Origin of the sequence: Devosia sp. LjRoot16 (genome assembly GCF_964252795.1) — a bacterium.
Classification (GTDB): domain Bacteria; phylum Pseudomonadota; class Alphaproteobacteria; order Rhizobiales; family Devosiaceae; genus Devosia_A.
In genome coordinates this window covers 327448-353355 of sequence record NZ_CAXUPH020000007.1, presented here as the reverse complement: position 1 = coordinate 353355, position 25908 = coordinate 327448, and the positions used below count along the sequence as shown (strand labels likewise).

Below are 25908 nucleotides of genomic sequence, written 5' to 3'. Positions count from 1 at the left end.
CAATTACCAGATCAGCTCGAGCGCCTCGGCCAGATCACTCAGGTGCTTGCCCTGCTGGAATCGAGCGAGGGCACTCTGGCGCCCTGCCTGCCCGAGCCGATTGGCGAGCAATCGGTCTCGCACCAGAATTTCCACCTGCCGCTGCAGCACGGCCTGCCCGTCCTCCCCCGTCGGGTATTGATAACCGGTGACCCCGTCGACAATGATTTCCGCAGTGCCGCCGGCCGAGGTGCCCAGCACCGGGAGCCCGAAGGCCATGGCCTCTGTCGTCACGCGGCCAAAGGTTTCCCCTCTGCCTTTTGTCGCTCCCTGCGAGTTCATGATGAAAGCGTCGCTGGCGAGGTAAAACGAAGCAAATGCCGACTGCCGCAGGTAGGTTCTGGCTGGCGACAGGACGGCTTTCTCGTCCGAGGTCAGGTCCTCGAGAAGTGCCGCACGGTCGGAGCGGTTCAGGCCCACAAGCAGCAGCCTGATCGGAAGCCCGCTCTCCGCTGCCAGCCTCGCAATCGTCCGGATGAGCATCCGTTGCCCCTTCCCGGGCTCCAAGCTACCCAGGGAGAGCAGAAGAAAATCATCCTTCGACACGCCAAGTCGTCGGCGGATGTCGTCACGCGCGAGTTCCACCGGACGTTGCGTACGGGTCTGCGGCTTCATCGGAAAGGGCAGCGATGCGCGACTTGCCGTCTCCACGAAGTCATCGCTCAGCGGCGGATGCATGACGCGAACCTTTGGCGGCAACGCTACGGCTTCCTGCCAGGCGGCACGCGCCGCGTTGCTGTCGAAAATCGCAAGCGCCGCCAGCTGAAGCAGATCGGCCGCCTGCTTGAAATTCTCGATGTCGATTTCATGCACCCACCAGACCAGGCGCTGCGCCAGAAATGGATTTGCAGCGAGGCACTTCCGCACCCAGGCTGCGGTTGGATCGCTCGCTGTATTGGCGATAATGGCGTCGGAAGCCGCCGCGACGGCGATGGCGCTTTCGATCGGGATCAGGGGTATGCCGAACTGGGACGCCAGGTTCCAGCCCCTCACGTCATCTGATGCGGTCGCGAGGCGGACGGTGGCGCCGCTCTCCATGAGGGCCTGAGCCGTTTCCAGCAGCAGGAGCGGCGCTCCGCTGCGGGACAGATCATGCGAAACCAGCAATATCTTCCTGCCGGCGAAACCGGCGCCTTCACGCACCCGCGCCGCTGGTGAGGCCGGCAGAGTCGTCGTCAACATTTCGCGGGTGATTTCACCCGGCCGGTCACCGTCCGGCAGGGCGCCGCGTTGACCAGCGACGACGAACAGCCGATCGCCGAGCCGGCCGACGACCGGAATCTTGAGCTTGTGCGGCAGGTAGCCGAACATTGACCAGCGATCCGCCAGCGGATCGTAGACTTGTATTGCGTCAGTCAGCCTCAGGTAAAATTGCTCCGGGTCTTTATAGACCTGCCCGCCGATCAACAGAATCCGGCCATCGACGACTATGGTCGAGAAGTCGGCATGGGATACTGCGATGGGAAGGTCTGCAACTCTGGTCCACGGGCCCGAAGGATCGGACAGGCGGAAGGCGGAGGACAGATAGGTCTCTGGCGTTCGCCCCGTACAGGTGCAGTCCGGATCGCCTGGAATCGCCTGGAAATCGCCCTGCTGGCCGCCGAACACGTAGAGACTGTCGCCCAGCACAGCGCTCGATCCGTGCATTCCGGCAACAGGGATCGGCTGCTCGGCCCGCCAGCCCGCCTCATCAGTTCGCCCGCCCGACACGGCAAGGCTCCAATGGTCGGCCCTTGCTGTCCAGCGGTCCTCGTCTGCACCTCCGACGAGGTGCAAGCGTCCGCGCCAGTACTGCATTGCGGCAGCGTATCGAGAGGCCGGAACTGGCGGCAACTCGTGCCACCGATTTTCGCGGGTATCATACGAAAAGACATTCGGAACCGCTGGCCGGCACTGGGGCCCGAGCTGTCCAGACGCGAAGTAGATGTAGCGATGCCCGTCGGAAGCGACCGCACAGTGAGAATGCGCCAGCCCTGAAGGCGTCGCTATGCGGCCAACCCAGCGTTCCCTCCGCATATCGAACACGAAGATCGCTTCGTTCGCCGCGTTCGGGGATTTGTAGCCGCATGCAACGTAAAGCAAATCGCCGATCTGAGCACCGCCGGCATCCAACAGCGGTTCGGGGCACGGCGCGCCGTTTTTCCATTCCAGCCCATCCCGCAGCGCCCTTCGCCTGAGCCACCACGCTTCAGCTCGGCGCGCCCAATGCTCAGGCTTCTTCAGCCACGCGGAGACCCGGGCCATACTATCCCTCTGGTTGATTGCGGCTCGGTACCGCTCGGCAAACACCACAGCGCCATCAGTTCATCGACCATCGCAGGGTGGGTGCGCTCTTATCCGGCCGGTATCGCGATGTCGATCTCGATCGGCCGCGGCAGTTCGGCAGCTGGCGGCCGGCGAAACTCTCCCGGACGTCGATCACGCCGGCTGACCGCCGATCGATGCTCGCTCGCATGATCTTCACCGCTGCCGCGCCCCCCTGAACGCCCCGCAAGCTCGCGCGGTGCGAACCACTACGTCAACATCGGAGACTGCCATGAACCCCAACGTCCCCCGCGGGGCGGCGATGCTGCTCGACTTCATCGCCGGCCTCGAGACCAACCGGCCGGGCCGGGCCGGCTACGAGACCATCATCGGCTATCGCAACGAGAAGCCCGGCGCGCTGCCCAAGCCCATCACCGAGATGACGCTCGAAGAGCTGCTGGTCGAGCAGAAGCGCTGGGTCCGCAATCTCAAGGCGCCGAGCGGCGCGGCCGGGCGCTACCAGATCATCCGGCCGACCCTCCTCAGCCTCATCGCCGAGCTGGGCGTGCCACTCTCAGCGACGTTCACGCCCGAGCTGCAGGACCGCTTCGGCCTCGCCCTGCTGCGGCGGCGCGGCTGGAGCCAGTTCGCCGCCGCCACCTTGTCGCTGCGCGATTTCGGCAACCGCCTGGCGCGCGAATGGGCGAGCTTTCCCGTGCTCAGCCGGCAGCAGGGCGCCCATCGCACGGTGGAGCGCGGCGAAAGCTACTATGCCGGCGACGGCATCAACGCCTCGCTGACCAAAGCCACCAACGCCGAAGCCGTGCTGGCCGAAGTGCTGAACGAGCTTTCCCGCGCGCCGGCGCCGGCTAAACCCACGCCGGCCCCGCTCCCAACCGACCCCGCGCCCACCCCAGAACCAACCCCGCCACGCAAGAGTTGGGGCCCGCTGGGCTGGTCCATCCTCGGGCTCGCCACCGCCGTGGGCCTGGTGGTCGCTGCCTTCACCCTCCCGCTCCCCTTCTGAGGACACTTGAAATGACCGCGTTTCTCTCTTCCGCCGCCCTGGGCTGGTTTCTGCGCCGCATCCTCGATTGGGGCGGCTGGCTCGGCGCCGCCTTGCTCGCCATGATCAACTTCTACAACGCGCTGCCGGCCGAGCTGCAGGTGGTGATCACCAAGATCGTCGCCGGCAACTGGCAGGAGATCACCCTGGGCGCCATGCCCGGGCTCGTGGCGCTGCTCTGGAGCCAGATCCAGTCGTTTCGCGCTACGGTCCGACCGCAGGTGGTGATCGATGGCCAGCAGCTGCCGATCAACAAAATGCCGCACCGCGAAGCCACCGGCGTCGAGGAGCTGAGCCGCACTGCGCTGGAGAAGCGCGGCGAGACCCTGGTCGAAAAGCTGCTGAAACTCAAGCTAGGGAGGCCGTGATGCCCACCCCCCGCTTCGATCTCACCATCAACCTCGGCCACGTCATCACCTTCGGCGGCCTCCTGGTCACCATGGCCGTCGGCTGGGCCACCTTCGATGGCCGGCTACGCGCGGTAGAGCGGACGCTGGAAACGGCGACCGCGACACTGGTCGAACAGGTGCGGCAGGGCGCGCAACTGGCGGCGGTGTCCGATCGGGTGACGCGGCTCGAGCGGGTCGCCGAAACGGGCCGATGAGTCCGGCGCCAGGCCCTCAGGTCAGGCCCGATGCCGTCTCCCGTGTCACCCACTGGTCGCGGCTCCAGTCGCGCACCGTCACCGAAATGCGGCCATTGTCGACGTCGATCAGGTTGTAGCCATTGGGCTCGCCCCGCAGCCGGGTCGAGATCGTCGACGACGCCTGCGCCACGAGGATCGGGGCGCTGGCGGCCTGGCGCAGGCCCTGCGGCGCCCCTTCGGCCACGCTGCCCGGCCGCTCGTGCTTGCGCACATAGGACAGGTGAAAGTGCCCCGAGAGGACCAGCCGCACCCCCAGCTCCGAGAAGGTCTCGAGCGCCTGGTCCGCTCGCTTCACCAGCCGCATCGGTTTTTCGCCCGCCGTTTCGGGCTGCATCAGCGGGTGGTGCGCCACCACCACCCTGAGGGCGTCGGGCGAGGCCTTGTCGAAGCGCGCCGCGAGGCGGCGAAGCTGCCCGCGGTTGATCGCGCCATGCGCCCAGTTCAGCCCGGCGCGCAATCGCCGTGAGGTTTTGAGCCCGGCAATGGCGACACCGCCGACTTCCACAAACGGTTCGAGCTCGGTGTCGATATAGCGCCGGTAGAGGCCATAGGGGTCGAGGAAGCGGCGCATCAGGTTGACGGCCGGCACGTCATGATTGCCGGGCACGGCAAACACCGGCGCCTCGAGCGTATCGAGAAACGCCCGGGCAGCGCGAAACTCGCTCTCCGAGCCAAGCTGGGTGAAATCCCCACTGACCACGACGATGTCGGGGCGCTGCGCCGCGAGATCATCGGCCAGCCCTTCGGCCACGCGCGCATCGTGATGGCCGAAATGCAGATCAGAGAGGTGGCAGATGCGCATGGTTCAACCGGCCTCCGGCTCGGGCTCGACCAGCCCTGGTTCGGTCTCGGCCACCGGCGGCGCCAGCACCGACAGCGCCAGCGGCAGCGAACGGAAGCGCAGTGGACCCTGCAGCGTTACCACCTCCCCATCCAGCATCGCCCGGACCAGCGGGCGGCGGGTCCGCACTACCACGGCGCGGACGCTCTCCATCTCGAGCACTTCGTCGTTCCGCCATGAGCCAAGCACCATCTCCGTTGCCAGGCGCAGCGCATCGCGCAGGCGCAGCTGCCGCAACAGGTAGAGGCTCAGCATTCCCTCATCGAGGCGCGGCCGGTGAAACACCTGGCCCAGCCCCTCGCCATAGTCGTTATTGGCAACGGCGATCGATTGCACCCGCTCGATCCGTGGCTCGCCGGAGCGCGGCGTGATCTCAGCGGCAAAGCGGCGAAGCCGCGACAGCCGGCGCACGAAGTGTCCGAGAAAGGCGATCCGGGCGGCAAACCCATCGCGACCGCGCAGCTTTTCCCGCGCCGCAGCGATGCCGGGCACGGCGCCGATCACCACCTTGTGGAGAAATATCTGCCCGTTCACTTCCCCCACGTCGATCTTGCGCGGCACCATGTCGCCGAGCGCCTCGAACCAGGCTTCGAGCGCCGTCGGGATGGCAAGGTCGCGGGCAAGGAGGTTTGCGGTCCCCAGCGGCAGCACGGCGAGGCTGCGTCCGGTGGCAATCGCCACCTCCGCCAGGGCGGTCACCGTGCCATCGCCTCCGGCCGAAAGCAGAACTTCTGCCGGGCTGTTGCGGGCGGTTTGCAACCGCTCGGCGAACGTCCGGCTGGCATCGGCATCGACACTGACCGCAATGCCGCGCTCGGCGAACAGCCCGTGCAGGCGCTCGGCGGTGATACCCAGCCGTGTCGCGCCGCCCGAATTGGCATTGAGCACGATATGAAACTTCGTCTGTAGCACGGCGCGCCTTCTGGAGGAGCACTGGCTCCGTCGTCCTCAACGAAGCCGAGGAGCCATCGGTTCCGGTCAAGCCGGCTTGCGCCTGGCTCCGGGCCAACTGCCCATTCCCAATCACCGCCATGGAACTTAATCGCCGGCTCCGGCATTTATGGCGCTGCGCGAGGGGGCATTTGGGATATGGCAGACCGTCCGGCTTCGATGAAGCTGCGTCCACATGTTGTGGCCGTCGGGGCGATACTGGCTTTGCTGCTGATGCTGATCGGGGGCACCGCTTACCTACTGACCTCGAGCTATTTCGATACAAGGCGGGCCGTGCATGATGATGCGGGCTCGTCCTCGCAGGTGGTGGCGGCCAACGCCAAATGGGCCTTCGAGACGGCGCGCCAGACGCTGCTCAGGGTCGACGATACGCTCGGGGCCGACATCTCGGCACCGCCACCAGGTGCGGCTGCGCAGCTCAAGGAGGCGATCTCCACTCTGCCCGGCCAGCCCAGGATCTATGTGGTCGATGCCGCCGGCGCCACCAGCCTCACCACCGACGAGCAGTTCAAGCCGATCGATGTGCGCGACCGGGAGTATTTCGCCGCGGTCGCCGCCGGCGAGCCGTTCCACGTCTCGGCACTGCTGGTCAGCCGGCTCAACAGCGAGCAGATCTTCACCATCAGCAAGCGCATCGAGCGCAACGGCCAGTTTGCCGGCGCCGCCATCATCTCGTTCAACTCCGAACTGCTCGAGGAGGTCTGGCAGTCGCTGCATCTCGACGGGCAATCGACCGTGGGGCTGCTGCGCGAAGACGGGCAGCTGGTCTCGCGCTACCCGCTGCCGCCCGGACCGCAGGATCTCAGCCAGTACATCCTCTTCACCACCTATCTGCCGCAGGCGCCGAGCGGCAGCTATGACGCGGTCTCCCCCACCGATGGCGTGCACCGCGTTGTCGGCTATCGCCGCGTCCCCGGCACCAACCTCATCGCGCTGGCTTCGGTCAGCAGCGACAATGCCTTCGCCTCCTACTGGGCGGCGACCTGGGGCGTGCTGGCGCTGGTGATCCCGGCGCTCGTTGCTTTGGTGCTGATCGCCTGGGGCACCTTCCGGCTGCTGCGCGCCGATGCCCGGCAGCGCGAAGCCGAAGCGCAGTTCCGGGTGTTCGCCGAGGCCATGCCCAACCATGTCTGGAGCGCCCGGCCCGACGGCAAGCTCGACTGGTTCAACTCCGGCGTCTACCGCTATAGCGGCCGCAACGAAGGCGAGCTCGACGGCGACAACTGGACCAGCATCATCCACCCCGACGATCTGCCCGAGGCCGGCAAGCGTTGGGCCGCAGCGCTCCGGGTCGGCACCCCGTACGAGGTGCAGTTCCGGGTGCGCGGCGCCGATGGCAGCTATCGCTGGTTCTTGGCGCGGGCCGTGCCGCTGCGCAACGCCAGGGGCGAGATCAGCAAGTGGATCGGCACCAATACCGATATCGATGACGAGAAGGCGACGCTCACCCGGCTGGCCGAGAGCGAGGCGCGGTTGCGGCTCGCCATCGAGGCCGGCCAGCTGGCGATCTGGGAGCTCGATATCGACGCCCTGCAGATCACCCCGTCACCGGCCCTCAACCGGCTCTATGGTTTCCCCGAGGAGGCCACCCCGACGCTGGCCGAATATCAGTCGCGTTACGCCCCCGGCGAGGCCGAGCGGGTGGCGGCGATCAGCGCCGCCGCCGTGGCGCGCGGCGATCTCGATCTCGAGGTCGAGTTGAAGCATGTCTGGCCCGATGGCACCGAGAAGTGGCTGCTGATCCGCTCGCAGCTGAAGCCGGGTTCGACCGTGAGTTCGGGGCGTGCCATCGGCGTGGTGATCGACGTCACCGAGCGCCGCCGCATCGAAGAACAGCTGCGCCGCAGCGAACAGCGCTTCCGGCTGAGCCAGCACGCCGCCGGCATCGCCTCGCTCGAGGTCGATATCGCGACGGGCACCATCCAGGGCTCGGAAAAGTTCTGGGAGCTGTGGGGCCTCGAACCGCGCGACAAGGCGCATGTCAGCCTGTTCGAAAGCATCGTCGTGCCCGAAGACAAGGATGTCCGCTCCAACGACGAGACGCGCCGCTCGGGAACCGCGACGCCCAATGTCGAATACCGCATCCGCCGGCCGGACACCGGCGAGCTGCGCTGGCTCAGCCGCCACATGGAGTTCATCCATGACGAGACAGGCAAGCCACTGACCATGTTCGGCGTGGTGCAGGATATCACCGAGCAGAAGGAAGCCCGCTCGCGCCAGGAAATGCTGACGCACGAGCTGTCGCACCGGATCAAGAACATGCTCGCCATGGTGTCGGCGCTGGCCACCCAGACGCTGCGCGACACCACGCTCGAAGCCGGCAAGGAAGCGCTGATCCAGCGCCTCGGCGCCTTGGGCACTGCCCATGATGCGCTGCTCGGGCGGAACTGGACGGATGCACCGATGCAGGCCGTCATCGCGGCGGCAACCGCCCACCTGCCATCGGAGCGCATCACGATCGGCGGCCCCAGCTTTGCCCTGTCGCCCAAGATGGCGCTGTCGATGGCGCTGGCGGTGAACGAGCTCGGTACCAATGCGCTGAAATATGGCGCGCTTTCCAACGAAACCGGCCGCGTATCGATCGACTGGTCAGTGGAAAGAGACGAGCGCGGCGAGCGAACCCTCACCTGGACGTGGCGAGAGACGGGTGGCCCGCCCGTGGCCCCGCCGACCCGGCGCGGCTTCGGCTCCCTGCTGATCAAGCGGGTGCTGGCCTCGGATTTTGGTGGAGAGGTCGACGTGGCCTACGCCCCCGAGGGTCTGACCGTGACGTTGAGCGCACCGCTCGAACCACCCGATGCGGGAGCTGCCCCATGACGACGATGCACAATACCACCGTGTTGGTGGTCGAGGACGAAGCGCTGCTGCTCTACTCCATCGCCGACGAGCTGCGGGATCAGGGCTTTGACGTTGTGGAGGCCCGCAACGCCGCCGAGGCGCTGCGCGCACTGGAGGCCAACCCTGAGATCCGCCTGCTGTTCACCGATGTCGACATGCCGGGCACCATGGATGGGCTGGCGCTCGCCGCGGCGGTGCGGCACCGCTGGCCACCGATCAAGATCATCGTCACCTCCGGCAAGGGCCGCCCAGCGCCTTCGGCACTGCCGGACGGGGCATTTATCCCAAAACCATATACGTCGATCGCGATATCAGAGGTGTTTCGCCGCCTCGGGGGGTAGCAGGAGAACTGTCGGCCCTCACCCCCGCCCCACCAGCTTCGCCAACCTCACATAATCCACCTTCGAGTGATGCCGCCGATCGAGTGGCATTGCCACCTTCACCGCTCGTGCCCCGAACGCCCGCTGCGCCAGCTCGGTCCACTGCTGCGGGCCGAGTTCCTCGCCTTCGAGCGCGATCACCATCGGCTCGGTGCCGGGCACCAACGCCGCGCGGCGGACGCCGGGCCATTGGCGGGCGACGGTCTCGACTTCGAACGGGTAGTGCCCCGCGGCAGCGGCCGAGAGGCGGCCGCGGAGCCAGAGGTTGCCATCTGCGTCGAGGCGGCCGGCGTCGCCGGTGCGGTGCCAGATTTCGCCATCTCGCCAAAGCTTGTTCTCGGCGTCGCCGATGCCGTCCATATAGCCCTTATTCACATGCGCGCCGCTGACCACGATCTCGTCGTCGACGATCTCGAGCGCCACTGCAGGCACCGGCTTGCCGGCGAGAATCCCGCCCCCCTCCTCCATCTGCTGCCATTGGTCGGCAGTGATGTCGCGCACGTGCAGATGGGCGATCGGCTCGGCTTCGGTCGAGCCGTAGACGGCGACGATATCGGTGCGCGGCAGCACCTGTGACAGGCGCTTGAGCAGATCGGGGAATACCGGCCCGCCACCGGTAAACAGCACGTCGAGCGCCGCCGCTTCGCCGCTATCGGCCACCCGTTCGGCGATCACTGGCGGCACCATGGCGCGGGTAACGCGGTGCGCTGCGAGGTGGCGCAGCAGCGCGGCGCCGCCGGCCTCGTCATGGCGGCTGAGCCGCCAGTTCGGCAGCACCGAGGTGGTGCCGAGCGACAGGTTGGCGATGACGAACACCGGAAAGGCGACGAGATCGGTTTCGTCGTCGCGGCGCGGCGCGATGAGATCGTGGAGCGCGGCGTTCTGCGCCGCGAGAAAGCCGTGGCTCCGGACGATCCCCTTCGGCCGGCCGGTCGAACCGGAAGTAAAGGAGATCAGCGCCGGGTGTTCCGGTGCCAGCTCCTCGAGCGGGTCGCCCTCGGCATAGCCGAACTGCAGCCGCCTGGTGCCCCAGAGCTGCGGCACCAAGTAGGGCAGCAGCCGATAGACCCCGCCGACCAGCACCGCCGCGGGCGCGGCAATCTCCACGGCGCGCTGCACCCCGGCAAACCCCATTGCCGGCTCGGGAAAGACGATCGTCGCGCCCAGCCGCCACAGTGCCGCGATGGCGAGATAGAGCTCGATGCCGATCGGCAGCGCCACCAGCACCCGATCGCTGCGTTGCACCCCCTGCCCCCGCAGCGAAGCGGCAAGCCGTCCGCTCCTCAGCGCCAGTTGCTCATAGCTGATCGTCTCGCCGGCGCCGGTGATGATCGCCGGTCGCGGGCCGAGCTCAGCGGCTTTGTCGAGAAAGCCGGCGATCAGGTTCATGGGCCGAGGTCGCGGCCCATCAGCGCATAGCGGCGGAACACGCTGGCGCTGTGCCGCTCGCTGCGCTGGCGCGAGACGTTATCCTCGTGCATCAGCGCATGGATCACCTCGGTAAAGCCGAGATCGAGGGCGCTCCGATGATAGCTGTCGGCCAACAGGTGCCCGACGCCGCGCAGGCCGCTGGCATAGGTCTTGAGGATGGCGGTGGGGATGGCCGACCCGTGGTCCGGCATGCCGAACAGGAAGCCGACTAACTGCGCCCCCGGCCCATAAGCGAAGAGAATGTGGCGCGGGTCGAGCAGCGGCAGCAGCGGCCGGTAGAGCTCGAGAAAGGCCTCGCGGCTGATCGGCTTGAAGAAGCGGTTGCCGGCAAAGGCCGAGCCGGACATATCGAACAGCTTGCCGATCAGCAGCTCGGCGCCCTGGCCGTCCCAGGCGGTGACGGTTACCCCGGCCATACTGACCGGGGTGTCGCCGATAGTGTCGACGAGCCGGGCCCGCGACGAGACATAGCTGGAGATCGGCGCGTAGCCGGCGGCGATGAAGGCAGCGTGATCGTGCGGGCCACTCTGCGGCTCGAGCGCGAAGGGCGGCGTGCCGTCGCTCTCCGACACCAGCCGGTACTTGTGCCAGGTATCGCCATCCATCGGGCCGATGAGCGCTTCGAAGCCCTCGGCGTGGAGCTCGGCCGCGGCGCGCGAAAGCAGCTCGGCGCCCGCCTCGAGCGAGCCGAAGGCCACCGCGCCAATGGCGGCGGTGCGCTTGCCATCCCAGCTCGGCGAATCGCGATAGAGCATCGCCGTAGCATCCTGATGCGTGATGGGCGTCGGCGTGGTCATAGGAACATTCCCCTGAAATAGAAGACCAGCGGCACCAGCATCGCCACGGCGAACAGCTTGGCGCTGCGACGCGTGGTGAACCACTCGGGCCGGAGCATGGCGAGCCCCGCCGGCACCGCCAGCGCGGCGACCAGCCAGGGCCAGTCGGCATCGAACCAGGGCGGGTGCCATGGGGTGTTGAGTTTGGCGACCCAGCTGAACAGCCCACCGATCGCGAAGCCCAGCGGCAACAACACCAGGCGCCACCAGCCGCGCGTCGCCAGCGCCGCAAAGCCGAGCGCCACGGCGGCGAAGGTGAGGTTGAACAGGGCAAGCACCGAGCGCCCGGCGAGCTCGCCGGCGATGAGCCAGAACAGCGCCACCACCGCGGCGACCGCCAGGAGGTCGAGCTCGGGCCGCTGGCTGGTGCCAGGCCGCCTGGCGCGCGCCCATACCTGGCCGACGATCACCAGCCCGGTCAGCAGCGCATTATGCGGCGCCATCAGCGAGATCATCAGGAAGAGCAGGATCGCATAGCCCCGCGCGGCGCGCGGCGGCAGGCGCAGCGCCTCGGCCACCAGCAGCATCAGCCCGAGGAACAACAGGAACCCGACCGCCACCACCACCAGTTCGGCGGAGCTGCTGGCAAGATATTGCTGCAGCAGGAGATGCGCGCCGACGGGGACGAAGAGGTTATCGAGCCCGCGCCAGGAATCGGCCTCGACCAGCGCGCAGAAGGCGGCAACGAGGAAGGACAGCACCACCACGTTGAGCCGCGGCGCATCGGTGAGCAGCAGCAGGGTCACCAGCGCCACCAGCCAGGTGACGACGAAGAACGCCGCCACGCCCTCGAGGCTTTTGGAGCCGTCCTCGACCGCGAAGCGGCGCTTGCCATACTCGGTGCCGACCAGCGCCGACGCGGTATCGGAGAGGGTGATCACCAGCAGTGGCAGCACGTAGAGGATCGGCTCGCCCAGCCCGCGAAAGAAGGTGAAGGCGATGGCCAGCGCCAGGTAGATTTCGCCCCACGACTCGCGCTTCACCTCATGCAGCACCCCGCCGACCGAGGCGAGCATGGGGCTGCGCAGCGCCAGCATCAGGATCACAGCCGCGCCGATCAAGAGGAACACCGGCAGGGCATTCGAAAACAGCAGCGGGAAGAACAGGGCGGCGGTGCCGGTCGCCACATGCACGAGCTTGCGCTGGGTTTCCGGCCCGATGCTGTAGCGCCCGGCGAAATAACGCACGCCGCCCATCAGCGACAGCATGCCGACGATCACCGCGGCGATGAAGATGCCGTCGCGCCAGGTGAGGCTCACTTCACCGCCTCGACCACGAAATCGGAATAAAAGAACGCCTTGTCCGCCGCCTTGCCGGCAGCGATCTCCGGCTCGAGCCGGGCTACGCGGTGAGCATGCGCGGCCGGTACGCGGCGCGGCACCATCATGTTCCAGTAGACCAGCCGCGCCCCGGGATTGGCGGCGGCGAGGATCGCGCCATAGACGGTCTCGAACACCTCGGGGCTCATATATTCGAAGATATCGGAGAGGTTGAAACCATCGGCCGTCTCGCCGCTCTCGACCAGCGTTTCGAGCGCCCCCTCGCGGATATCGAGCCGGTCGAGCCGGGTGCGGATGGTGTCGTAATGCTCGGCCCGCCAGGCCAGCGGCAGCGCTGCGCCGTGTCCCGGCTTGAGGATCCAGTGCAGATACGGGTTCTGCGAGGGGTCGAGATCGACCGCCGCATGCCGGAGCCGGCCCGCGACATGCTCGGCAAGGCTGCCCTCGACATGCTGGAAAAACGCCGGATCGCGCCCGAGCCGCCCCATGACGAAATTCGAAAAGAACAGCTTCAGCAACAGGTTCCAGCGCCAGTTGTTCCAGCGCCGATCGAGGAACTCGGCCCGTGCCGCGAGCGGCTTCGACACGAACACCTCGTCGATCGTCGCCCGGCTATGCACCAGCGGCAGCAGGCATTGCCTGAGGATGCGGAAATAACGTTCGAACTTGCCGACGCCGCCCAGCCCATACGCCACTACGGCCTCGCGCCGCGCGCCCCAGAAGGCTGCAAGCTCCGCGGGAAGACCCACGGCGGCCATGTCGAACAGTTCGCCACGGCGCTCGGAGGGCCGCGAGCCCATCAGTTCGACAAAGCCCTGGTGATCGAGCGCCCGATAAGCCGCGACCCGCAGCTTCAGGCAGGCGACCTGCGCCGGCGAGAGATCGATGGTGATGACCTTGGCCGGGTCGAGCAGCAGCATGCCGAGCGCGTTGTCGCCGGCCGAGCAGATCGAGACCAGCACCTTGCCGTGCTGCTGCCCGAGCGCCGCGTTCAGCACATCGGCATCTTCCCACAGCTGCGCATAGCGAATGTCATCGAAGCGCGCGTGGCTCGAAATCTCGGCGCCGTTCATTTGACCCTCCGGACCTGGCCCGTTGCGCCATCCACTTCGATCATTTCCCCGTCGGCGATCCACTCCATGGCGCCCTTCAGCGCCACGACGCAGGGAATGCCCAGTTCGCGCGCCACGATGGCCGAGTGCGACAGCGGGCTGCCCCGCTCGACGACGATCGCCGCGGCATTGGTGAACAGCGCGATCCAGCCCGGATCGGTGTGCCGCGCCACGAGGATCTCGCCGCGCTTCAGCGTCCCGGTGCGCGGATCCGCGATCACCCGCGCCACTGCGCGGACGACGCCCGCACTGCAGCCGACGCCACTCCGCTCGCGCGCCTCGTCCCGGGCCCGCGGCGCCAGCGGTGCGATGGCACTGCCGACGGTGGCGACGGCGCCCTTGAGGCTGAGCCGCTCCGGCGGATCGCGGCGCGTCGCGGCCGCCGCCATCTCGGCGCGCCGCAAGCGGGCGAGCGCCGCAAGATCATGGCTCACAGCAAAGCCCTCGATCGCCCCCAGCACTTCGGCAACGGTGAGCATGAACACGTCGTCGGGTGTATCGAGCAGGCCGAGCGCATGGAACTGCACGCCGACGGCCCGGAACAGCCGCCGCCCGCGCCCGAAGATGCGGGTCCGCTCGAACCGCAGGTTCTCGCGATCCCGCACCCGGCGCTTGGCGATCCCCAGCACCACCCCGGCAATGGCGCGCCGCAGCGGGTGCCCCTTGAACAGGCGGTCGAGCGCCGCCACCGGGTCGACCCGCTCGACGGCATGCCCCGGGCCGGCCGCCGCGGCAGCGGCGATTGCCTTGTAGAGCGGCGACGGATCGCGATCGAGCGTCACGCTCTCGAGCTTCAGCTCCTCCGGGCAGCGATCGGCGAAGCGGTCGAGATAGTCGCGCACTGCCTGCTGCAGCGCCGGGTTGCGTGCAAGCCCTTCGCCCTGCCCGGCCTCGAGCTCGGCCACCAGTTCCGGATCATCGCCCAGCAGCTTCCCCATCGCGCGGATGCGCTGCGCCGGCTCGGCCGAGACGATATCGCCCTGCCCGATCATGATGTCCGAATGCACGGCGAGCCCGGCCTCGCCGGCCCAGCCCTGCATCAGCTTCCGCGAGCCGCCGAAGGCGATCATGCAGAGGAAATCGTTGACCAGCGGCGCGTCCCAGCGGTCGAGCAGGTCGGCCTCGATCCGCCGATACTCGGCGGCGAGCGCCGTCAGCGGCTTATAGTCCAGCGTCGTCGCCGGCTCGGCCAGGGCTGCCCCCAGTCGTGCGTAAAATCCCCGCTTGGTGCGGCCCAGCCTGAGGCTCGCGCCGGCCAGCGCCAGGCCGATGCGCGCCATGCCGAGGGTGCGGCGGAACCGCGATTGCGGCGGCGCTGCCATGGCGGCAACCAGCTCCGCCGGCAGCGGCTCGCTCACCCCCATCATCAGTTCCATGCTGGCGCTGTTGCTTGAAAACCCCGGCAGCAGCGCCAGCGCCCGGTACCAGTTGCCGAGGTTGTAGTAGACCCGGGCATCGACCCGGCTCAGCAGGTTGTCGAACAAAGCCGCATGGCTGCCGATCGTCGCGGCGTCGATCCCCACCAGCCGCATGAAGGCCCGATAGACCCGCGCATAAGCATATTGGGCAAAGCTGAAGGTGAGCGGCGAAACGAGCCCGGGATAGCTCTCGACGATATTGGAATTGTCGAGCACCACCAGCACCTCGTCGGCGATCGGCGCCGGCCGGAGGCTGGTGGTGATCGGCCGCGCCTGTAAGAGGTGCAGCCGCTGGCCGGCAAAGGCCCATTCCATATCCTGTGGCGCGCCGAACGCCGCCTCGGCGCTGAACGCCAGGGCCCGGAGCGCTGCGAGATCGCTGTCGGTCAGGCTCGCCTCCGCCGGCCGCTCCAGCACCTCGCCGCTGGTTTTGCCCAGCACGTAGCGCTCGCCATCTTCCTCGCCGCCGACCAGCCGATCGGCGAGCCCGGCTATGGCCGAGACGACGATGCGGTCGCGGCGGCCGCTGACCGGATCGGCGGTGAACAGCACGCCGGCGCAGCGCGCATCGACCATCTGCTGCACCACCACGGCCGGGGCGCCGCCATCGGCGCCGAGCTGGCGCGAGCTGCGATATTCGGCGACGCTTTCGGCCGCGCCGCTCTCGAACACACTTCGCGCGGCCGCGGGGACGTCCTCTGCCCTGACATTCAGCAGCGACAGGAACTGCCCGGCATGCGAGGCGGCGCTGCCATCCTCTTCGCGCGCTGACGAGCGCACCGCATAGGGCCCGGGGCCGATGCCCGTAAGTTGCACCAGCAGCGCCGCGCCGGTTGCCGCCTCGGCAGCGGCCGACGTGAAGGCCGCCGCCTCGACCACGACAAAGGCCGGCACGTCGAACCCCAGCCCCGCGAGCCGCATCAGCGTCGCGCCCTTGCCGCCGACAACATCAGCCCCTGCGGCGCTCCGCATGTCATGGATGAAGCTGGTCACGACAGCGGCCCCGCCAACCCCACCATGACGTAGCAGGCAAATACCCAGAGCCCCGCAGCGAGATCGATCCGCTTCTGCCCCGCCACGTCCGGCTGCCGCATGAACCGGCCGGCCAGCCACAGGATCGGCAGCAGCGCCGCGAGGCCCAGGACCCAGATAATTATGCCGGCGCCCGCCAGCGTGCCGATGCAACCGACGAGGATATAGGAGAGGGCGCAGCAGCCGGCCCAGATGGCGGCCGAGCGCCCCGGGCCATAGAGCGCCGAATAGGTCTCGACTCCCGGCCGCTCGCTCTCGGGCGCCCAGGTCTTCCGGCCGAACTCCAGGACGCACCCATTGACGCAGCTCAGGATGACGAAGATCCAGATCCCCGGCGGCGGCAGCGCCGCGTGCGGCAGCCACTCGGCGGCGGTGACGTAAAAATCGATGAAGGCCATGATGGCCATGTGCGAGACAAGGTAGAGCAGCGGCCGCGCCTTCAGCCAGGCCGGCACGAAGAACTCCGCCGTCATCAGCCCCAGCCACAGCCAGACCAGCGCCAAAGGCAGCAGCAACAGCGGCGAGATGCTCAGGCTAAGGACGATGGCGAGCCCGCCGGCTCCGAGCCCCAGCCGTCGCAGCAGTTTGAGGCTCACCAGCCCGCGCGGCACCGGCCGCTCCGGACGGTAGCGGCTATCGTCGTCAAAATCCTTGAACTCGTCGGCGACCCGCAGCTGGAACAGAAAGCCGATCGCCACCAGCCACACCGCGACGAACACCCAGATCGACGGCAGGGGCCGCCCGCCAAGATGCGCCGAGAGGCTGAGGCCAGCGGCGGTGAACACGGCGAGCAGCACGGCGGTCTTCGCAAGCGGGAAGCGCTCGGCCTGGTAGATCCACAGTCGCTGCATCAGGCTCAACTGAGCCTCGGCGGTGGTGCTCATCTGAGCCGCGCCAGCTTGTGATGTGCCCGGGTGAACTGCCCGCCGGCAATCGCCGCGATGATCGAGATCTCGCCGCAGAGGCATAGCGCCGCCACCACTTCGGCCAGAGCCGCGGCCTTGCCTGGTCCGGCCAGCCCCAGCAAATCGAGCGCCGCCGACTGGCTGGGCAGCCCGGTGCCGCCGCCGACCGAGCCGACCAGCACATTGGGCAGCGTCACCGAAAAGAACATGCCCTTGTCGCGCGGCTCCATGCGGGTGAAGCCGACCGCCGATTCCGACACGCAGGCCGCATCCTGCCCGGTGGCGATGTAGAAGGCGGCGAGCCCATTGGCGTAATGCGCCTGCGAGCCGAGCTGGCCGCTCAGCACCGCGCCCAAAGCCGCCACCCGCCCATAGGCAACCAGCGCCTCCGGCGTCACGCGGAGGGTACGCGCCATCAGCTCATAGGGCAGCTCGACGCTGGCCGAAACTTTTCGCCCGCGCCCGGCAAACATCCCCAGATACGAGGCTTTCTTGTCGCCCGAGAAATTGCCCTCGATGAACGAGAAGCGCGGGCGGATCGGCGAATGCGCAGCGATATAGGCGCAGATCGCCTCGGTCGCGACGGTCACCATGTTCTGCCCGGCGGCGTCGCCGGTCGAGTAGCGGCAGATCACGAACACCGTGTCGCTGTCCATGAACGGCTCGAGCGATTGCAGCTTGCCATGCCGTGTCGTCGCCTCGGCCACGCTCCGCAACTGCTCGGCATTCTCAGCGATCCAGCTGATGAACGCCCCGCATTCGTAAAGCCCTCTGAACACGAACGCCGGGGTGCGCAGCACGCCCTCGCCCAGCATGCCCGCGCTCACCCCGCCGGCCAGCGACACGATATCGGCGCCGCGACCGTAGGAGGCGACGAGCGCCGCCTCGGTGGTCGCCAGCGGCACGTAATAGTCGCCGCTGGCATGGACGCCGTTGACCCTGAGCGGCCCGATCACCCCCACCGGCACTTTTACCGTGCCGACAAAATTCTCGATATTGCGGCCATAAGTTTCGGCCGCCGCGAGGCTTCCCGCGTCGGCCAGCCGGTCTTTCGATGAGGCGGGCACCCCTGCCTCGATGAGGTGCGACCACACTGCCTCGGCCGATGCGCGATCGCTGCTCTGGTGCATGCGCAGCCGCTTCGGCCGCCCGGCCCCAGGCGACGGGCGCAGCCGGGCCGCAAGATCGGCAGTTGCCGACTTGGCCCGCAACAGCTCAAGCATGTTCAGCACTCGTGCCGGCAACAGCGACGCCAAGATTGCCCCCAGTTTGGTCAGCCAGACAATGCGGAGCCAATACTGAAAGGCTCGCTAACGCAACGCGGACGCAACTTTCGAGCTGCAGCAAGCAGTTAACGGCGAGACTATTTGCAGCCGCTATTGCCGGTGATGCTGGCCAATCAGAGCACCGTCACCTGGAACAACCGGACCAGGATACGCTGCTGCTTCAGCTCAGCCTCCAGCGTTTCGCGATAGTGGCGCCACCAGGCGGTGTCGACGTCGGTGACCATCACCTCGAAGATGGCGATCCGATCGTGGATGGCCTCACCGCTCAGCGGCTTCCAGGCGCCTTCGGCCGGCGATTGCAGGAACGCCGTCACCCCGCCAAAACTCTCGGTCAGTTCGGCCTTGGTGCGCTCGAACACATCAGGCGGAATCGGTGCGCCATCGGGCAGCTCGAGCGGTAGATAGATCTGGACGACAAACATCTCGCAGCCTGAATAATACCGGGGACCAGCAACCTGCCAGTGTGCATGGCGGATCGTCCAGCCCCGTCTCCGGCGGGTGCGCGCTTATCCCGGGCAGAACTGGACTGCCCGCTCATGGCGCTATTCTAGCAATCAATATCGGCGGGGCAGCTCCCTCTAGCATGGGCAGCCACCGGCGCTCGGCCCGAGTAAAAAGCCCTTCCAACCCATTGCGGCACCGGGGCGCGAGGGGCACGTTTCAGCCCAAAGCCGGGGGCAGATGACCCACCGGCCAATGGAGAAGAAACATGAACATCCTCAAGTCCGTGCTGGCGATCGGCCTTGTCGGCCTTGGCCTTTCGACCCCGGCGCTGGCCCAGACGGCGCTCGAGCAGGTCAAGACTGCGGGCGCGCTGCGGGTCGGCACTGAGGGCACCTATGCCCCCTTCACCTTCCACGATGCCTCGGGCGCGCTGGTCGGCTTCGACGTCGAGATTGCCGAAGAGATCGCCAAGCGCATCGGGGTGAAGGCCGAGTTCGTCGAAGGCCCCTGGGATGGGCTGATCGCCGGCATCGATGCCAATCGCTATGACGTGGTGATCAACCAGGTCGGCATCACCGACGCGCGCAAGGAGAAGTACGATTTCTCCGAGCCCTATATCGCCTCGAAGGCAGCGCTGATCGTCAAGGCCGACAATACCGACATCACCTCGTTCGAGAGCCTCAAGGGCAAGAAGGCGGCGCAGACCACCACCTCCAATTTCGGCAAGCTCGCCGAAGCCAGTGGCGCCGAGATCGTGCCCACCGACGGGTTCGACCAGTCGATCGCGCTGGTGATCCAGGGCCGCGCCGACGCCACCATCAATGACAGCCTGTCGTTCTTCGATTTCAAGAAGCAGCAGCCCGACGCGCCGGTGAAGATCGCCGCTACCCAGGCCAATGCCGACTATTCCGGTGTGCTGCTGGCCAAGGGCAAGCCCGAGCTGCTGGCAGCGATCAACGAGGCGCTGGCCGCCATCAAGGCCGACGGCACCTATGCGACCATTTCGCAGAAGTATTTCGGCGAAGACGTCTCGCAGTAGTCGATCTAGCTCTACCTATTGTAAGGATCGGCCCTGAGAAGTGGCCGATCCATTTGTTTTGGGGACTCGCATGCCGCCCTGGCTGAACCTGATGCTCGAGTCGCTGCCCTCGCTGCTCTGGGCCTGCTTGCTGTTCACCGTACCGCTGACGCTCCTGAGCTTCGCCTTCGGCCTTGCCGTCGGCTTCGGGGCGGCGCTGGTCCGGCTGTTCGCGCCCTGGCCGTTCGCGGCGCTGATCCGCTTCTATGTCTGGATCATCCGGGGCACGCCGCTGCTGGTGCAGCTGTTCCTGATCTTTTACGGCCTGCCCAGTGTCGGCATCACCCTCGATGCCTTCCCCGCGGCGTTGATCGGCTTCACTCTGAACGTTGGCGCCTATACCTCCGAGATCATCCGGGCGACGCTGATCTCGGTGCCCAAGGGGCAGTGGGAAGCCTCGTTCTCGATCGGCATGACCTGGACGCAGGCGATGCGCCGCATCATCGTGCCGCAGGCTGGCCGCGTCGCCGTGCCGCCGCTTTCCAACACCTTCATTTCGCTGATCAAGGATACCTCGCTCGCCGCCGCCATCACCGTGCCCGAGCTGTTCCGCGCCGGCCAGCGCATCGTCGCGACCACCTATGAGCCCTTGATCCTCTATGTCGAGGTGGCGCTGATCTACCTGGCGGTCAGCTCGCTCCTGTCGATGCTGCAGGGCCGGCTCGAAAAGCGCCTGGCGCGTTACGGCGGCTTCATCGGAGCCGCGTCATGATCGCGCTCGAGGCCATCCACAAGCAGTTCGCCGATGTCGAGGTGCTGCGCGGCGTCTCGGTGCGGGTGCCGGAGCGCAGCGTCACTGCGCTGATCGGCCCCTCCGGCAGCGGCAAGAGCACGCTGCTGCGCTGCGTCAACCTGCTCGAGCTGCCGCAATCGGGCAGCGTCACGGTCGGCGCCAACCGTCTCGAATTCGGCGCCGGCTCGCACCACTCGCGGGCCGAGATCCTCACCATGCGACGCTCGACCGGCATGGTGTTTCAGAACTTCCAGCTGTTCCCCCACCTGACGGTGGAGGAGAACGTCATGGAAGGGCTGGTCACGGTGCTGCGCTGGCCGCGCGACGAGGCGCGCGCCCATGCCCGGGCGCTGCTCGACAAGGTCGGGATGGCGGCGAAAGCCGAGGCCTGGCCGGCCAACCTCTCGGGCGGCCAGCAGCAGCGCACCGCCATCGCCCGGGCGCTGGCGCCATCACCCGAAGTGCTGCTCTGCGACGAGCCGACCTCGGCGCTCGATCCCGAACTCGCCGGCGAGGTGGTCGAAGTGCTGGCCCAGCTGGCGCGCGAGGGCACCACCATGCTGATGGCCACCCACGACCTGCGCCTCGCCTCGACCATAGCCTCGGACGTGGTGTTCCTCGACCGCGGCGAAGTGGTGGAAGCCGGCCCGGCGCAAAGCCTGTTCCGCGCCCCGCAAAAGGAGCGCACCAAGCAGTTCGTCGCCAGTCTCTCGGCCTAGGGCGTTTCGCCGCTTCGTTGAATCGGTGAAACGCTCTAAGTCTTTGATCTGGTCACGCTTTCGAACCGGAAAAGTCTGCAGCTTTTCCTGAAAGCGCTCCAGCCGACAGGCGCCTCCGAAATAATTCCGGCTCGCCTGTCGATCTCGCCTGACCTCCGTTCGACCGATCGCCGGTAGCAACTGCCAGCATATGGAGATGACAATGCAGTACCTGCTGATGATCTACGGCGACGAAGCGGCGATGGGCGCGGCGACGGCGGAACAGGGCAAGGCCATGGGCGAGGCCTATGCGCGCTTCACCCAGGATATCGTCAAGAGCGGACACCTGAAGGGCGGCGACAAGCTGAAGCCGTCGAGCACCGCGACCACCATCCGCCGCGGCGACGGCAAATCGCTCACCACCGACGGGCCGTTCGCCGAAACCCGCGAGCAGCTGAGCGGCTATTACATTGTCGAGGCCAGCGATCTCGACGAAGCGCTGGCGATTGCCGGCAAAATTCCGTTCAGCGCCGGCGCAGTCGAAGTCCGGCCAATCGACAGCCTGTCGCGCATGTACTGAGTGCGTGCATGCTCGACCGGGCGGCCATCGAAACGGTCTATCGCCACGAGGCGGGGAGAGTGCTCGCCACTCTCATCCGCCTCGTCGGCGATTTCGAGCTCGCCGAAGAAGGCGCGCAGGATGCGTTCGAGGCGGCGCTGACCCGCTGGCCGCAGACCGGCCTGCCGGAAAATCCGCGCGCCTGGCTGGTCAATACCGGCCGGCACAAGGCCATCGACCGTCTCAGGCGACGCATTTCGCTGCGCGGCAAACTGAAGGTGCTGGCCGCCGAAACCGCAGTCGCTCCGCAGCCGGATGCCGAGGACATCGAGGATGATCGGCTGCGGCTGATCTTCACCTGCTGCCACCCGGCGCTGGCGCTCGAAACCCGGGTGGCGCTGACCCTGCGCATCGTCTGCGGGCTCGCGACCTCGGCGGTGGCCAGCATCTTCCTCGTCAGCGAGGAAACCATGGCGCAGCGCCTGGTGCGCGCCAAATCGAAGATCCGCGAAGCCGCCATTCCCTATCAGGTGCCGGATCGCGAGCACCTCGCCGAGCGGCTCGCCGGGGTGCTGGCCGTGGTCTACCTGGTGTTCACCGAGGGCTATGCCCCGAGCGCCGGCACCGCGACCACCCGGCCCGAACTCTGCGCCGAGGCGATAAGGCTCTGCCGGCTGCTCGACCAGCTGCTGCCGGGCGAGCCTGAAATCGCCGGCCTCCTGGCGCTGATGCTGCTGCACGCCGCGCGGCTTGGCGGCCGCAGCGACGGCGCCGGCGAATTGCTGCTGCTCGAGGAGCAGGATCGCACCAGTTGGGATCGCACGGCGATCGCCGAAGGCAAGGCGCTGGTCGAACGCGCCCTGTCGCAGCCCGGCCGCATCGGCCCCTATGGCGTGCAGGCGGCGATTGCGGCGCTCCATGCCGAGGCCCCGAGCTTTGCCGAAACCGACTGGCCGCAGATCGCCGGGCTTTACCAGGTGCTGCTGCGGCTGCAGCCCTCTCCGGTGGTCGAGCTCAACGCCGCCGCGGCTTTATCGATGGTCGATGGCGCGGAGCGGGCGCTGCAGCTGGTCGAAGCCCTGGCCGCCGCCGGCACGCTCGACGGCTACTGGCCGCTGCACGCGGCGCGCGCCGACCTGCTCGACCGGTTGGGGCGCGGGGCGGAGGCGCAGGCGGCTTATGCCAGGGCGTTGCCGTTGGTGCGGCTCGAGGCGGAGCGGCGGCTGCTGGAGCGCAAGATGCGCGGGTGAGACACTCTTGCCGCAGTTTCGCACTGGCGGTGGTCTCGCGTCCCCTCGCCCCTTTGGGGAGAGGGCCAGGGTGAGGGGCAGCCAAGCACACCGGCAGGCCGGCTGCTTGCTGATCTCTGACGCCGGTGCGCTTGGCGCCCCTCACCCCGCGAATGAGGCCGTCGGCCTCATTCGCCGCCCTCTCCCCAAAGGGGCGAGGGGGCGGGGCGGCACCGTCAGCACAAGCCCCGCCCTACTTCGCAAACCGCCTTGCCCCAGCCACACACCCGATCACCGCCACCGTCACCAGCAGCATCGCCGGCGTCACCGTCTCGCCCACGAGGCTTGCCGCCAGCGCCAGCCCGAAGAACGGTTGCAGCAGCTGCAACTGGCCCACGGCCGCAATGCCGCCCTGGGCCAGGCCGCGATACCAGAACACGAACCCGATCAGCATGCTGAACAGCGAAATGTAGCCGAGGCTGAGCCAGGCCGGAACGCTGACCGCTGCGAACGACTGGGGCCAGTAAACCACCGTCAGCACTGCCATCAGCGGCAACGACAGGACGAGCGCCCACGAGATCACCTGCCAGCCGCCCAGGGTGCGCGACAGCTTCGCCCCCTCGGCGTAACCGAGCCCGCAGACGATGATCGCCGCCAGCATCAGCCCATCGCCGAGCGGCGAGGCCTCGCCGCCCTGCGCCAGCGCGAACCCGGCGACCAGCGCGCTGCCGGCGAGCGAGAAGACCCAGAAGGCGGGTTTCGGCCGCTCGCCGCCGCGGATCACCCCGAAGATCGCGGTCGAGAGCGGCAACAGCCCGATAAAGACGATGGAATGCGCCGAGGTGACATGCTGCAGCGCCAAAGCCGTCAGCAGCGGAAAGCCGACCACCACCCCGAAGGAAACGGTCACCAGCGACAGCAGGTCGCTCGCCTTTGGCCGCGGTTGCCGGAACACCAGCAGCAGGCCGAGCCCGAGCAGCCCGGCAATGCCGGCGCGGGCGACGGTGAGGAACACCGGATCGAAAGCCGCGACGGCGAGCCGGGTCGCCGGCAGCGAGCCCGAAAAGATGATCACCCCGATCAATCCGTTGATCCAACCGCTCGTCGACCGGTCCATGGCGCACTCCCGCGGAGCGCTTTCAGGAAAAGTTGCAGACTTTTCCGGTTCGAAAGCGCGACAAAACCAACAACCTTCCCCGCCGCCTTATCGGTTGCCGACGCCAGCCGCGCCAGCTACAGTCCAGTACAGTTCGAGCAAACTGTTATGGTCACGGATACAGCACAATCTACTCCACCAAGCCGGATCGAGCACCTCATGGCGACCATGCGCGCCCGCATTGCCGCGCGCAGCCTCGTCGCCGGCGCCCGGTTGCCCTCGGTACGGGCCCTGGCGAAATCCTCCGAGGTCTCGGTCTCGACGGTGGTCGAGGCCTATAGCCGGCTGGTGGCCGAGGGGGTGCTTGTCTCGCGCCCCGGTTCGGGCTTTTACGTCGCCCCGCAACTGGCGCCGATGCAGCTCTCGGCGGTGGGGCCGAAGCTCGATCGTGCCATCGACCCGCTCTGGGTCTCGCGCCAATCGCTCGAGGCCGACGATACGGTGCCAAAACCGGGCTGCGGCTGGCTGCCGGCCGCCTGGATGGCCGAACAGAGCCTCCGGAAAGCCCTGCGCACCGCCTCCCGCGCCAGCATCGACAGCCTCGCCAATTACGGCACGCCGCTCGGGCTTCCGCCGCTGCGCCAGCTGATCAGCCGCCGGTTGGGCGAGCGCGGCGTCGAGGCGGCGCCCGACCAGATCGTCCTCACCGAAAGCGGTACCCAGGCCATCGACCTGATCTGCCGCTTCCTGCTCGAGGCGGGCGATACCGTGCTGGTCGACGATCCCTGCTACTTCAACTTCCAGGCGCTGCTGCGCGCCCATCGGGTGCGCGTCGTCAGCGTGCCCTATACGCCCAACGGACCCGATATCGAGGCCTTCGCCGCGACGCTCGTGGCGGAGAAGCCGCAGCTCTACATCACCAATTCGGCCATCCATAACCCCACCGGGGCGACACTCTCGCCGACGACCGCGCATCGCGTGCTGAAGCTCGCCGACCAGCATGGGCTCACCATCATCGAGGACGATATCTTCGCTGATTTCGAGCACAGCCCGGCGCCGCGCCTCGCCGGGTTTGACGGGCTCGACCGGGTGATCCAGATCGGCAGCTTCTCCAAGACCCTCTCCGCCTCGGTGCGGTGCGGGTTCATCGCCGTGAAGCGCGACTGGCTCGAGCCGCTGATCGAGCTGAAGATCGCCACCATGTTCGGCGGCGCCCGGCTCAACGAGGAGCTGGTGCTGAGCGTCCTCAGTGACGGCCGCTTCCACCGCCATGCCGAGGCCCTGCGCACCCGGCTGGAGCGGGCCCGCCGCAGCGTCGGCGAGCGGCTCGGCGAACTCGGCATCACCCCCTGGCTCGAGCCGCGCGCCGGCATGTTCCTCTGGTGCCAACTGCCCGATGGCCGCGACAGCGCCGAACTCGCCCGCGCCGCGCTGGCCGAGGGCATGGTGCTGGCCCCCGGCAACGCCTTCAGCGCCGCCCAAACCGCCGGCAACTTCATGCGCTTCAACGTGGCGCAGATGGATGAGCGCAGTTTTGCGGTGTTGCGGCGGTTGCTGTAGTCGCTCTTAACATTCACCCAAGCTCGCAGTCGGCGCACCCTCTCCCGCTTGCGGGCAGGGGGGACCACGCGAAAGCGTGGTGGGAGGGGGGTGCCCCGCGCACTGATCGTAAGCGGACTGGGCAGAGGCCAGAGTTTGTGGCCCCCCCTCCCACCAGCCTTTCGGCTGGTCCCCCCTCCCCCGTAAACGGGAGAGGGCCGCCAACT

The 25908-nt window shown here is 67.6% G+C and carries 23 protein-coding genes; 11 read left to right on the top strand and 12 right to left on the bottom strand.

Features of this window, described 5'->3' with window-relative positions:
* Positions 1-3: 3 nt before the first annotated feature.
* Positions 4-2283: a glycosyltransferase gene (locus ACSQ23_RS28065; protein WP_436092670.1), complete on the bottom strand. Its 2280-nt coding sequence runs from the start codon at positions 2281-2283 to the stop codon at positions 4-6.
* 292 nt (positions 2284-2575) lie between these two features.
* Here ACSQ23_RS28065 and ACSQ23_RS28060 point away from each other — a divergent pair, with 292 nt between their 5' ends.
* From ACSQ23_RS28060 to ACSQ23_RS28050, 3 genes are read left to right on the top strand one after another with little or no spacing between them, the layout of a single operon-like run.
* Positions 2576-3310: a hypothetical protein gene (locus tag ACSQ23_RS28060; protein ID WP_436092669.1), complete on the top strand. Its 735-nt coding sequence runs from the start codon at positions 2576-2578 to the stop codon at positions 3308-3310.
* Positions 3311-3321: 11 nt separating this feature from the next.
* A complete protein-coding gene (locus tag ACSQ23_RS28055) occupies positions 3322-3717 on the top strand; it encodes a hypothetical protein (protein WP_436092668.1) in 396 nt (131 codons plus the stop codon).
* On the top strand, positions 3717-3953 hold the full coding sequence (locus tag ACSQ23_RS28050; RefSeq protein WP_056004372.1) for a hypothetical protein: 237 nt from the start codon (positions 3717-3719) through the stop codon (positions 3951-3953). The genes ACSQ23_RS28055 and ACSQ23_RS28050 overlap by 1 nt, the downstream gene beginning before the upstream one ends.
* Before the next feature lie 16 nt (positions 3954-3969).
* Here the strand turns inward: ACSQ23_RS28050 and ACSQ23_RS28045 are convergent, their stop codons facing one another.
* Entirely contained in the window at positions 3970-4797 is an 828-nt protein-coding gene (locus ACSQ23_RS28045; protein ID WP_436092667.1) for a metallophosphoesterase family protein, read from the bottom strand.
* A gap of 3 nt (positions 4798-4800) precedes the next feature.
* On the bottom strand, positions 4801-5748 hold the full coding sequence (locus ACSQ23_RS28040) for a diacylglycerol/lipid kinase family protein (protein ID WP_056004366.1): 948 nt from the start codon (positions 5746-5748) through the stop codon (positions 4801-4803).
* Positions 5749-5925: 177 nt separating this feature from the next.
* On the opposite strand from ACSQ23_RS28040, the gene ACSQ23_RS28035 reads away from it, so the two are divergent.
* A complete protein-coding gene (locus tag ACSQ23_RS28035; protein WP_082533662.1) occupies positions 5926-8604 on the top strand; it encodes a PAS domain-containing protein in 2679 nt (892 codons plus the stop codon).
* Positions 8601-8966, top strand: a complete 366-nt coding sequence (locus tag ACSQ23_RS28030) for a response regulator (protein WP_082533661.1) — start codon at positions 8601-8603, stop codon at positions 8964-8966. Before ACSQ23_RS28035 ends, ACSQ23_RS28030 begins: the two co-directional genes overlap by 4 nt.
* 18 nt (positions 8967-8984) lie before the next feature.
* On the opposite strand, the gene ACSQ23_RS28025 is transcribed toward ACSQ23_RS28030, so the two are convergent.
* The 8 genes from ACSQ23_RS28025 to ACSQ23_RS27990 form a co-directional block, all read right to left on the bottom strand.
* The gene (locus tag ACSQ23_RS28025) at positions 8985-10394 is read right to left on the bottom strand and encodes an AMP-binding protein (protein WP_436092666.1); all 1410 of its coding nucleotides are present in this window, start codon (positions 10392-10394) and stop codon (positions 8985-8987) included.
* Positions 10391-11233: a hypothetical protein gene (locus ACSQ23_RS28020; RefSeq protein ID WP_056004357.1), complete on the bottom strand. Its 843-nt coding sequence runs from the start codon at positions 11231-11233 to the stop codon at positions 10391-10393. Before ACSQ23_RS28020 ends, ACSQ23_RS28025 begins: the two co-directional genes overlap by 4 nt.
* Entirely contained in the window at positions 11230-12531 is a 1302-nt protein-coding gene (locus tag ACSQ23_RS28015) for a diacylglycerol/polyprenol kinase family protein (RefSeq protein ID WP_056004354.1), read from the bottom strand. Before ACSQ23_RS28015 ends, ACSQ23_RS28020 begins: the two co-directional genes overlap by 4 nt.
* Positions 12528-13625: a DUF3419 family protein gene (locus tag ACSQ23_RS28010; RefSeq protein ID WP_056004351.1), complete on the bottom strand. Its 1098-nt coding sequence runs from the start codon at positions 13623-13625 to the stop codon at positions 12528-12530. Before ACSQ23_RS28010 ends, ACSQ23_RS28015 begins: the two co-directional genes overlap by 4 nt.
* Positions 13622-16075 carry a PEP/pyruvate-binding domain-containing protein gene (locus tag ACSQ23_RS28005; RefSeq protein ID WP_056004348.1) on the bottom strand — a complete coding sequence of 818 codons (2454 nt, stop codon included), beginning with the start codon at positions 16073-16075 and terminating at the stop codon, positions 13622-13624. The genes ACSQ23_RS28010 and ACSQ23_RS28005 overlap by 4 nt, the downstream gene beginning before the upstream one ends.
* Positions 16072-16998, bottom strand: coding sequence for a UbiA family prenyltransferase (locus ACSQ23_RS28000; RefSeq protein WP_436092665.1), 927 nt, complete (start codon positions 16996-16998; stop codon positions 16072-16074). The genes ACSQ23_RS28005 and ACSQ23_RS28000 overlap by 4 nt, the downstream gene beginning before the upstream one ends.
* Positions 16995-18242, bottom strand: coding sequence for a hydroxymethylglutaryl-CoA reductase (locus ACSQ23_RS27995; RefSeq protein WP_436092664.1), 1248 nt, complete (start codon positions 18240-18242; stop codon positions 16995-16997). Before ACSQ23_RS27995 ends, ACSQ23_RS28000 begins: the two co-directional genes overlap by 4 nt.
* Before the next feature lie 176 nt (positions 18243-18418).
* The gene (locus ACSQ23_RS27990; protein WP_055877344.1) at positions 18419-18727 is read right to left on the bottom strand and encodes a hypothetical protein; all 309 of its coding nucleotides are present in this window, start codon (positions 18725-18727) and stop codon (positions 18419-18421) included.
* A 287-nt stretch (positions 18728-19014) separates the two neighbouring features.
* Here ACSQ23_RS27990 and ACSQ23_RS27985 point away from each other — a divergent pair, with 287 nt between their 5' ends.
* The 5 genes from ACSQ23_RS27985 to ACSQ23_RS27965 all read left to right on the top strand — a co-directional run bounded on the left by ACSQ23_RS27985 (position 19015) and on the right by ACSQ23_RS27965 (position 23067).
* On the top strand, positions 19015-19788 hold the full coding sequence (locus ACSQ23_RS27985; RefSeq protein ID WP_436092663.1) for an amino acid ABC transporter substrate-binding protein: 774 nt from the start codon (positions 19015-19017) through the stop codon (positions 19786-19788).
* Positions 19789-19858: 70 nt separating this feature from the next.
* Positions 19859-20539, top strand: coding sequence for an amino acid ABC transporter permease (locus ACSQ23_RS27980; RefSeq protein WP_055877370.1), 681 nt, complete (start codon positions 19859-19861; stop codon positions 20537-20539).
* Positions 20536-21279 carry an amino acid ABC transporter ATP-binding protein gene (locus tag ACSQ23_RS27975; RefSeq protein ID WP_436092662.1) on the top strand — a complete coding sequence of 248 codons (744 nt, stop codon included), beginning with the start codon at positions 20536-20538 and terminating at the stop codon, positions 21277-21279. Before ACSQ23_RS27980 ends, ACSQ23_RS27975 begins: the two co-directional genes overlap by 4 nt.
* 202 nt (positions 21280-21481) lie before the next feature.
* Positions 21482-21838 (top strand): YciI family protein, encoded by a 357-nt coding sequence (locus ACSQ23_RS27970; protein WP_056004336.1) that lies wholly within the window; start codon positions 21482-21484, stop codon positions 21836-21838.
* 8 nt (positions 21839-21846) lie between these two features.
* On the top strand, positions 21847-23067 hold the full coding sequence (locus ACSQ23_RS27965) for an RNA polymerase sigma factor (protein ID WP_436092661.1): 1221 nt from the start codon (positions 21847-21849) through the stop codon (positions 23065-23067).
* Positions 23068-23299: 232 nt separating this feature from the next.
* Here ACSQ23_RS27965 and ACSQ23_RS27960 read toward each other — a convergent pair whose 3' ends face one another.
* Entirely contained in the window at positions 23300-24163 is an 864-nt protein-coding gene (locus ACSQ23_RS27960) for a DMT family transporter (protein WP_436092660.1), read from the bottom strand.
* 147 nt (positions 24164-24310) lie between these two features.
* Between ACSQ23_RS27960 and ACSQ23_RS27955 the strand changes: the two genes are divergently transcribed.
* Positions 24311-25702 (top strand): PLP-dependent aminotransferase family protein, encoded by a 1392-nt coding sequence (locus tag ACSQ23_RS27955; RefSeq protein WP_436092659.1) that lies wholly within the window; start codon positions 24311-24313, stop codon positions 25700-25702.
* Positions 25703-25908: the final 206 nt, after the last annotated feature.

Bases quoted from the DNA above. Each gene is read 5' to 3' on its own strand.
- ACSQ23_RS28065 (WP_436092670.1), bottom strand. From the start codon at position 2,283: ATGGCCCGGGTCTCCGCGTGGCTGAAGAAGCCTGAGCATTGGGCGCGC.
- ACSQ23_RS28060 (WP_436092669.1), top strand. From the start codon at position 2,576: ATGAACCCCAACGTCCCCCGCGGGGCGGCGATGCTGCTCGACTTCATC.
- ACSQ23_RS28055 (WP_436092668.1), top strand. From the start codon at position 3,322: ATGACCGCGTTTCTCTCTTCCGCCGCCCTGGGCTGGTTTCTGCGCCGC.
- ACSQ23_RS28050 (WP_056004372.1), top strand. From the start codon at position 3,717: ATGCCCACCCCCCGCTTCGATCTCACCATCAACCTCGGCCACGTCATC.
- ACSQ23_RS28045 (WP_436092667.1), bottom strand. From the start codon at position 4,797: ATGCGCATCTGCCACCTCTCTGATCTGCATTTCGGCCATCACGATGCG.
- ACSQ23_RS28035 (WP_082533662.1), top strand. From the start codon at position 5,926: ATGGCAGACCGTCCGGCTTCGATGAAGCTGCGTCCACATGTTGTGGCC.
- ACSQ23_RS28030 (WP_082533661.1), top strand. From the start codon at position 8,601: ATGACGACGATGCACAATACCACCGTGTTGGTGGTCGAGGACGAAGCG.
- ACSQ23_RS28025 (WP_436092666.1), bottom strand. From the start codon at position 10,394: ATGAACCTGATCGCCGGCTTTCTCGACAAAGCCGCTGAGCTCGGCCCG.
- ACSQ23_RS28020 (WP_056004357.1), bottom strand. From the start codon at position 11,233: ATGACCACGCCGACGCCCATCACGCATCAGGATGCTACGGCGATGCTC.
- ACSQ23_RS28010 (WP_056004351.1), bottom strand. From the start codon at position 13,625: ATGAACGGCGCCGAGATTTCGAGCCACGCGCGCTTCGATGACATTCGC.
- ACSQ23_RS28000 (WP_436092665.1), bottom strand. From the start codon at position 16,998: ATGAGCACCACCGCCGAGGCTCAGTTGAGCCTGATGCAGCGACTGTGG.
- ACSQ23_RS27995 (WP_436092664.1), bottom strand. From the start codon at position 18,242: ATGCTTGAGCTGTTGCGGGCCAAGTCGGCAACTGCCGATCTTGCGGCC.
- ACSQ23_RS27990 (WP_055877344.1), bottom strand. From the start codon at position 18,727: ATGTTTGTCGTCCAGATCTATCTACCGCTCGAGCTGCCCGATGGCGCA.
- ACSQ23_RS27985 (WP_436092663.1), top strand. From the start codon at position 19,015: ATGAACATCCTCAAGTCCGTGCTGGCGATCGGCCTTGTCGGCCTTGGC.
- ACSQ23_RS27980 (WP_055877370.1), top strand. From the start codon at position 19,859: ATGCCGCCCTGGCTGAACCTGATGCTCGAGTCGCTGCCCTCGCTGCTC.
- ACSQ23_RS27975 (WP_436092662.1), top strand. From the start codon at position 20,536: ATGATCGCGCTCGAGGCCATCCACAAGCAGTTCGCCGATGTCGAGGTG.
- ACSQ23_RS27970 (WP_056004336.1), top strand. From the start codon at position 21,482: ATGCAGTACCTGCTGATGATCTACGGCGACGAAGCGGCGATGGGCGCG.
- ACSQ23_RS27965 (WP_436092661.1), top strand. From the start codon at position 21,847: ATGCTCGACCGGGCGGCCATCGAAACGGTCTATCGCCACGAGGCGGGG.
- ACSQ23_RS27960 (WP_436092660.1), bottom strand. From the start codon at position 24,163: ATGGACCGGTCGACGAGCGGTTGGATCAACGGATTGATCGGGGTGATC.
- ACSQ23_RS27955 (WP_436092659.1), top strand. From the start codon at position 24,311: ATGGTCACGGATACAGCACAATCTACTCCACCAAGCCGGATCGAGCAC.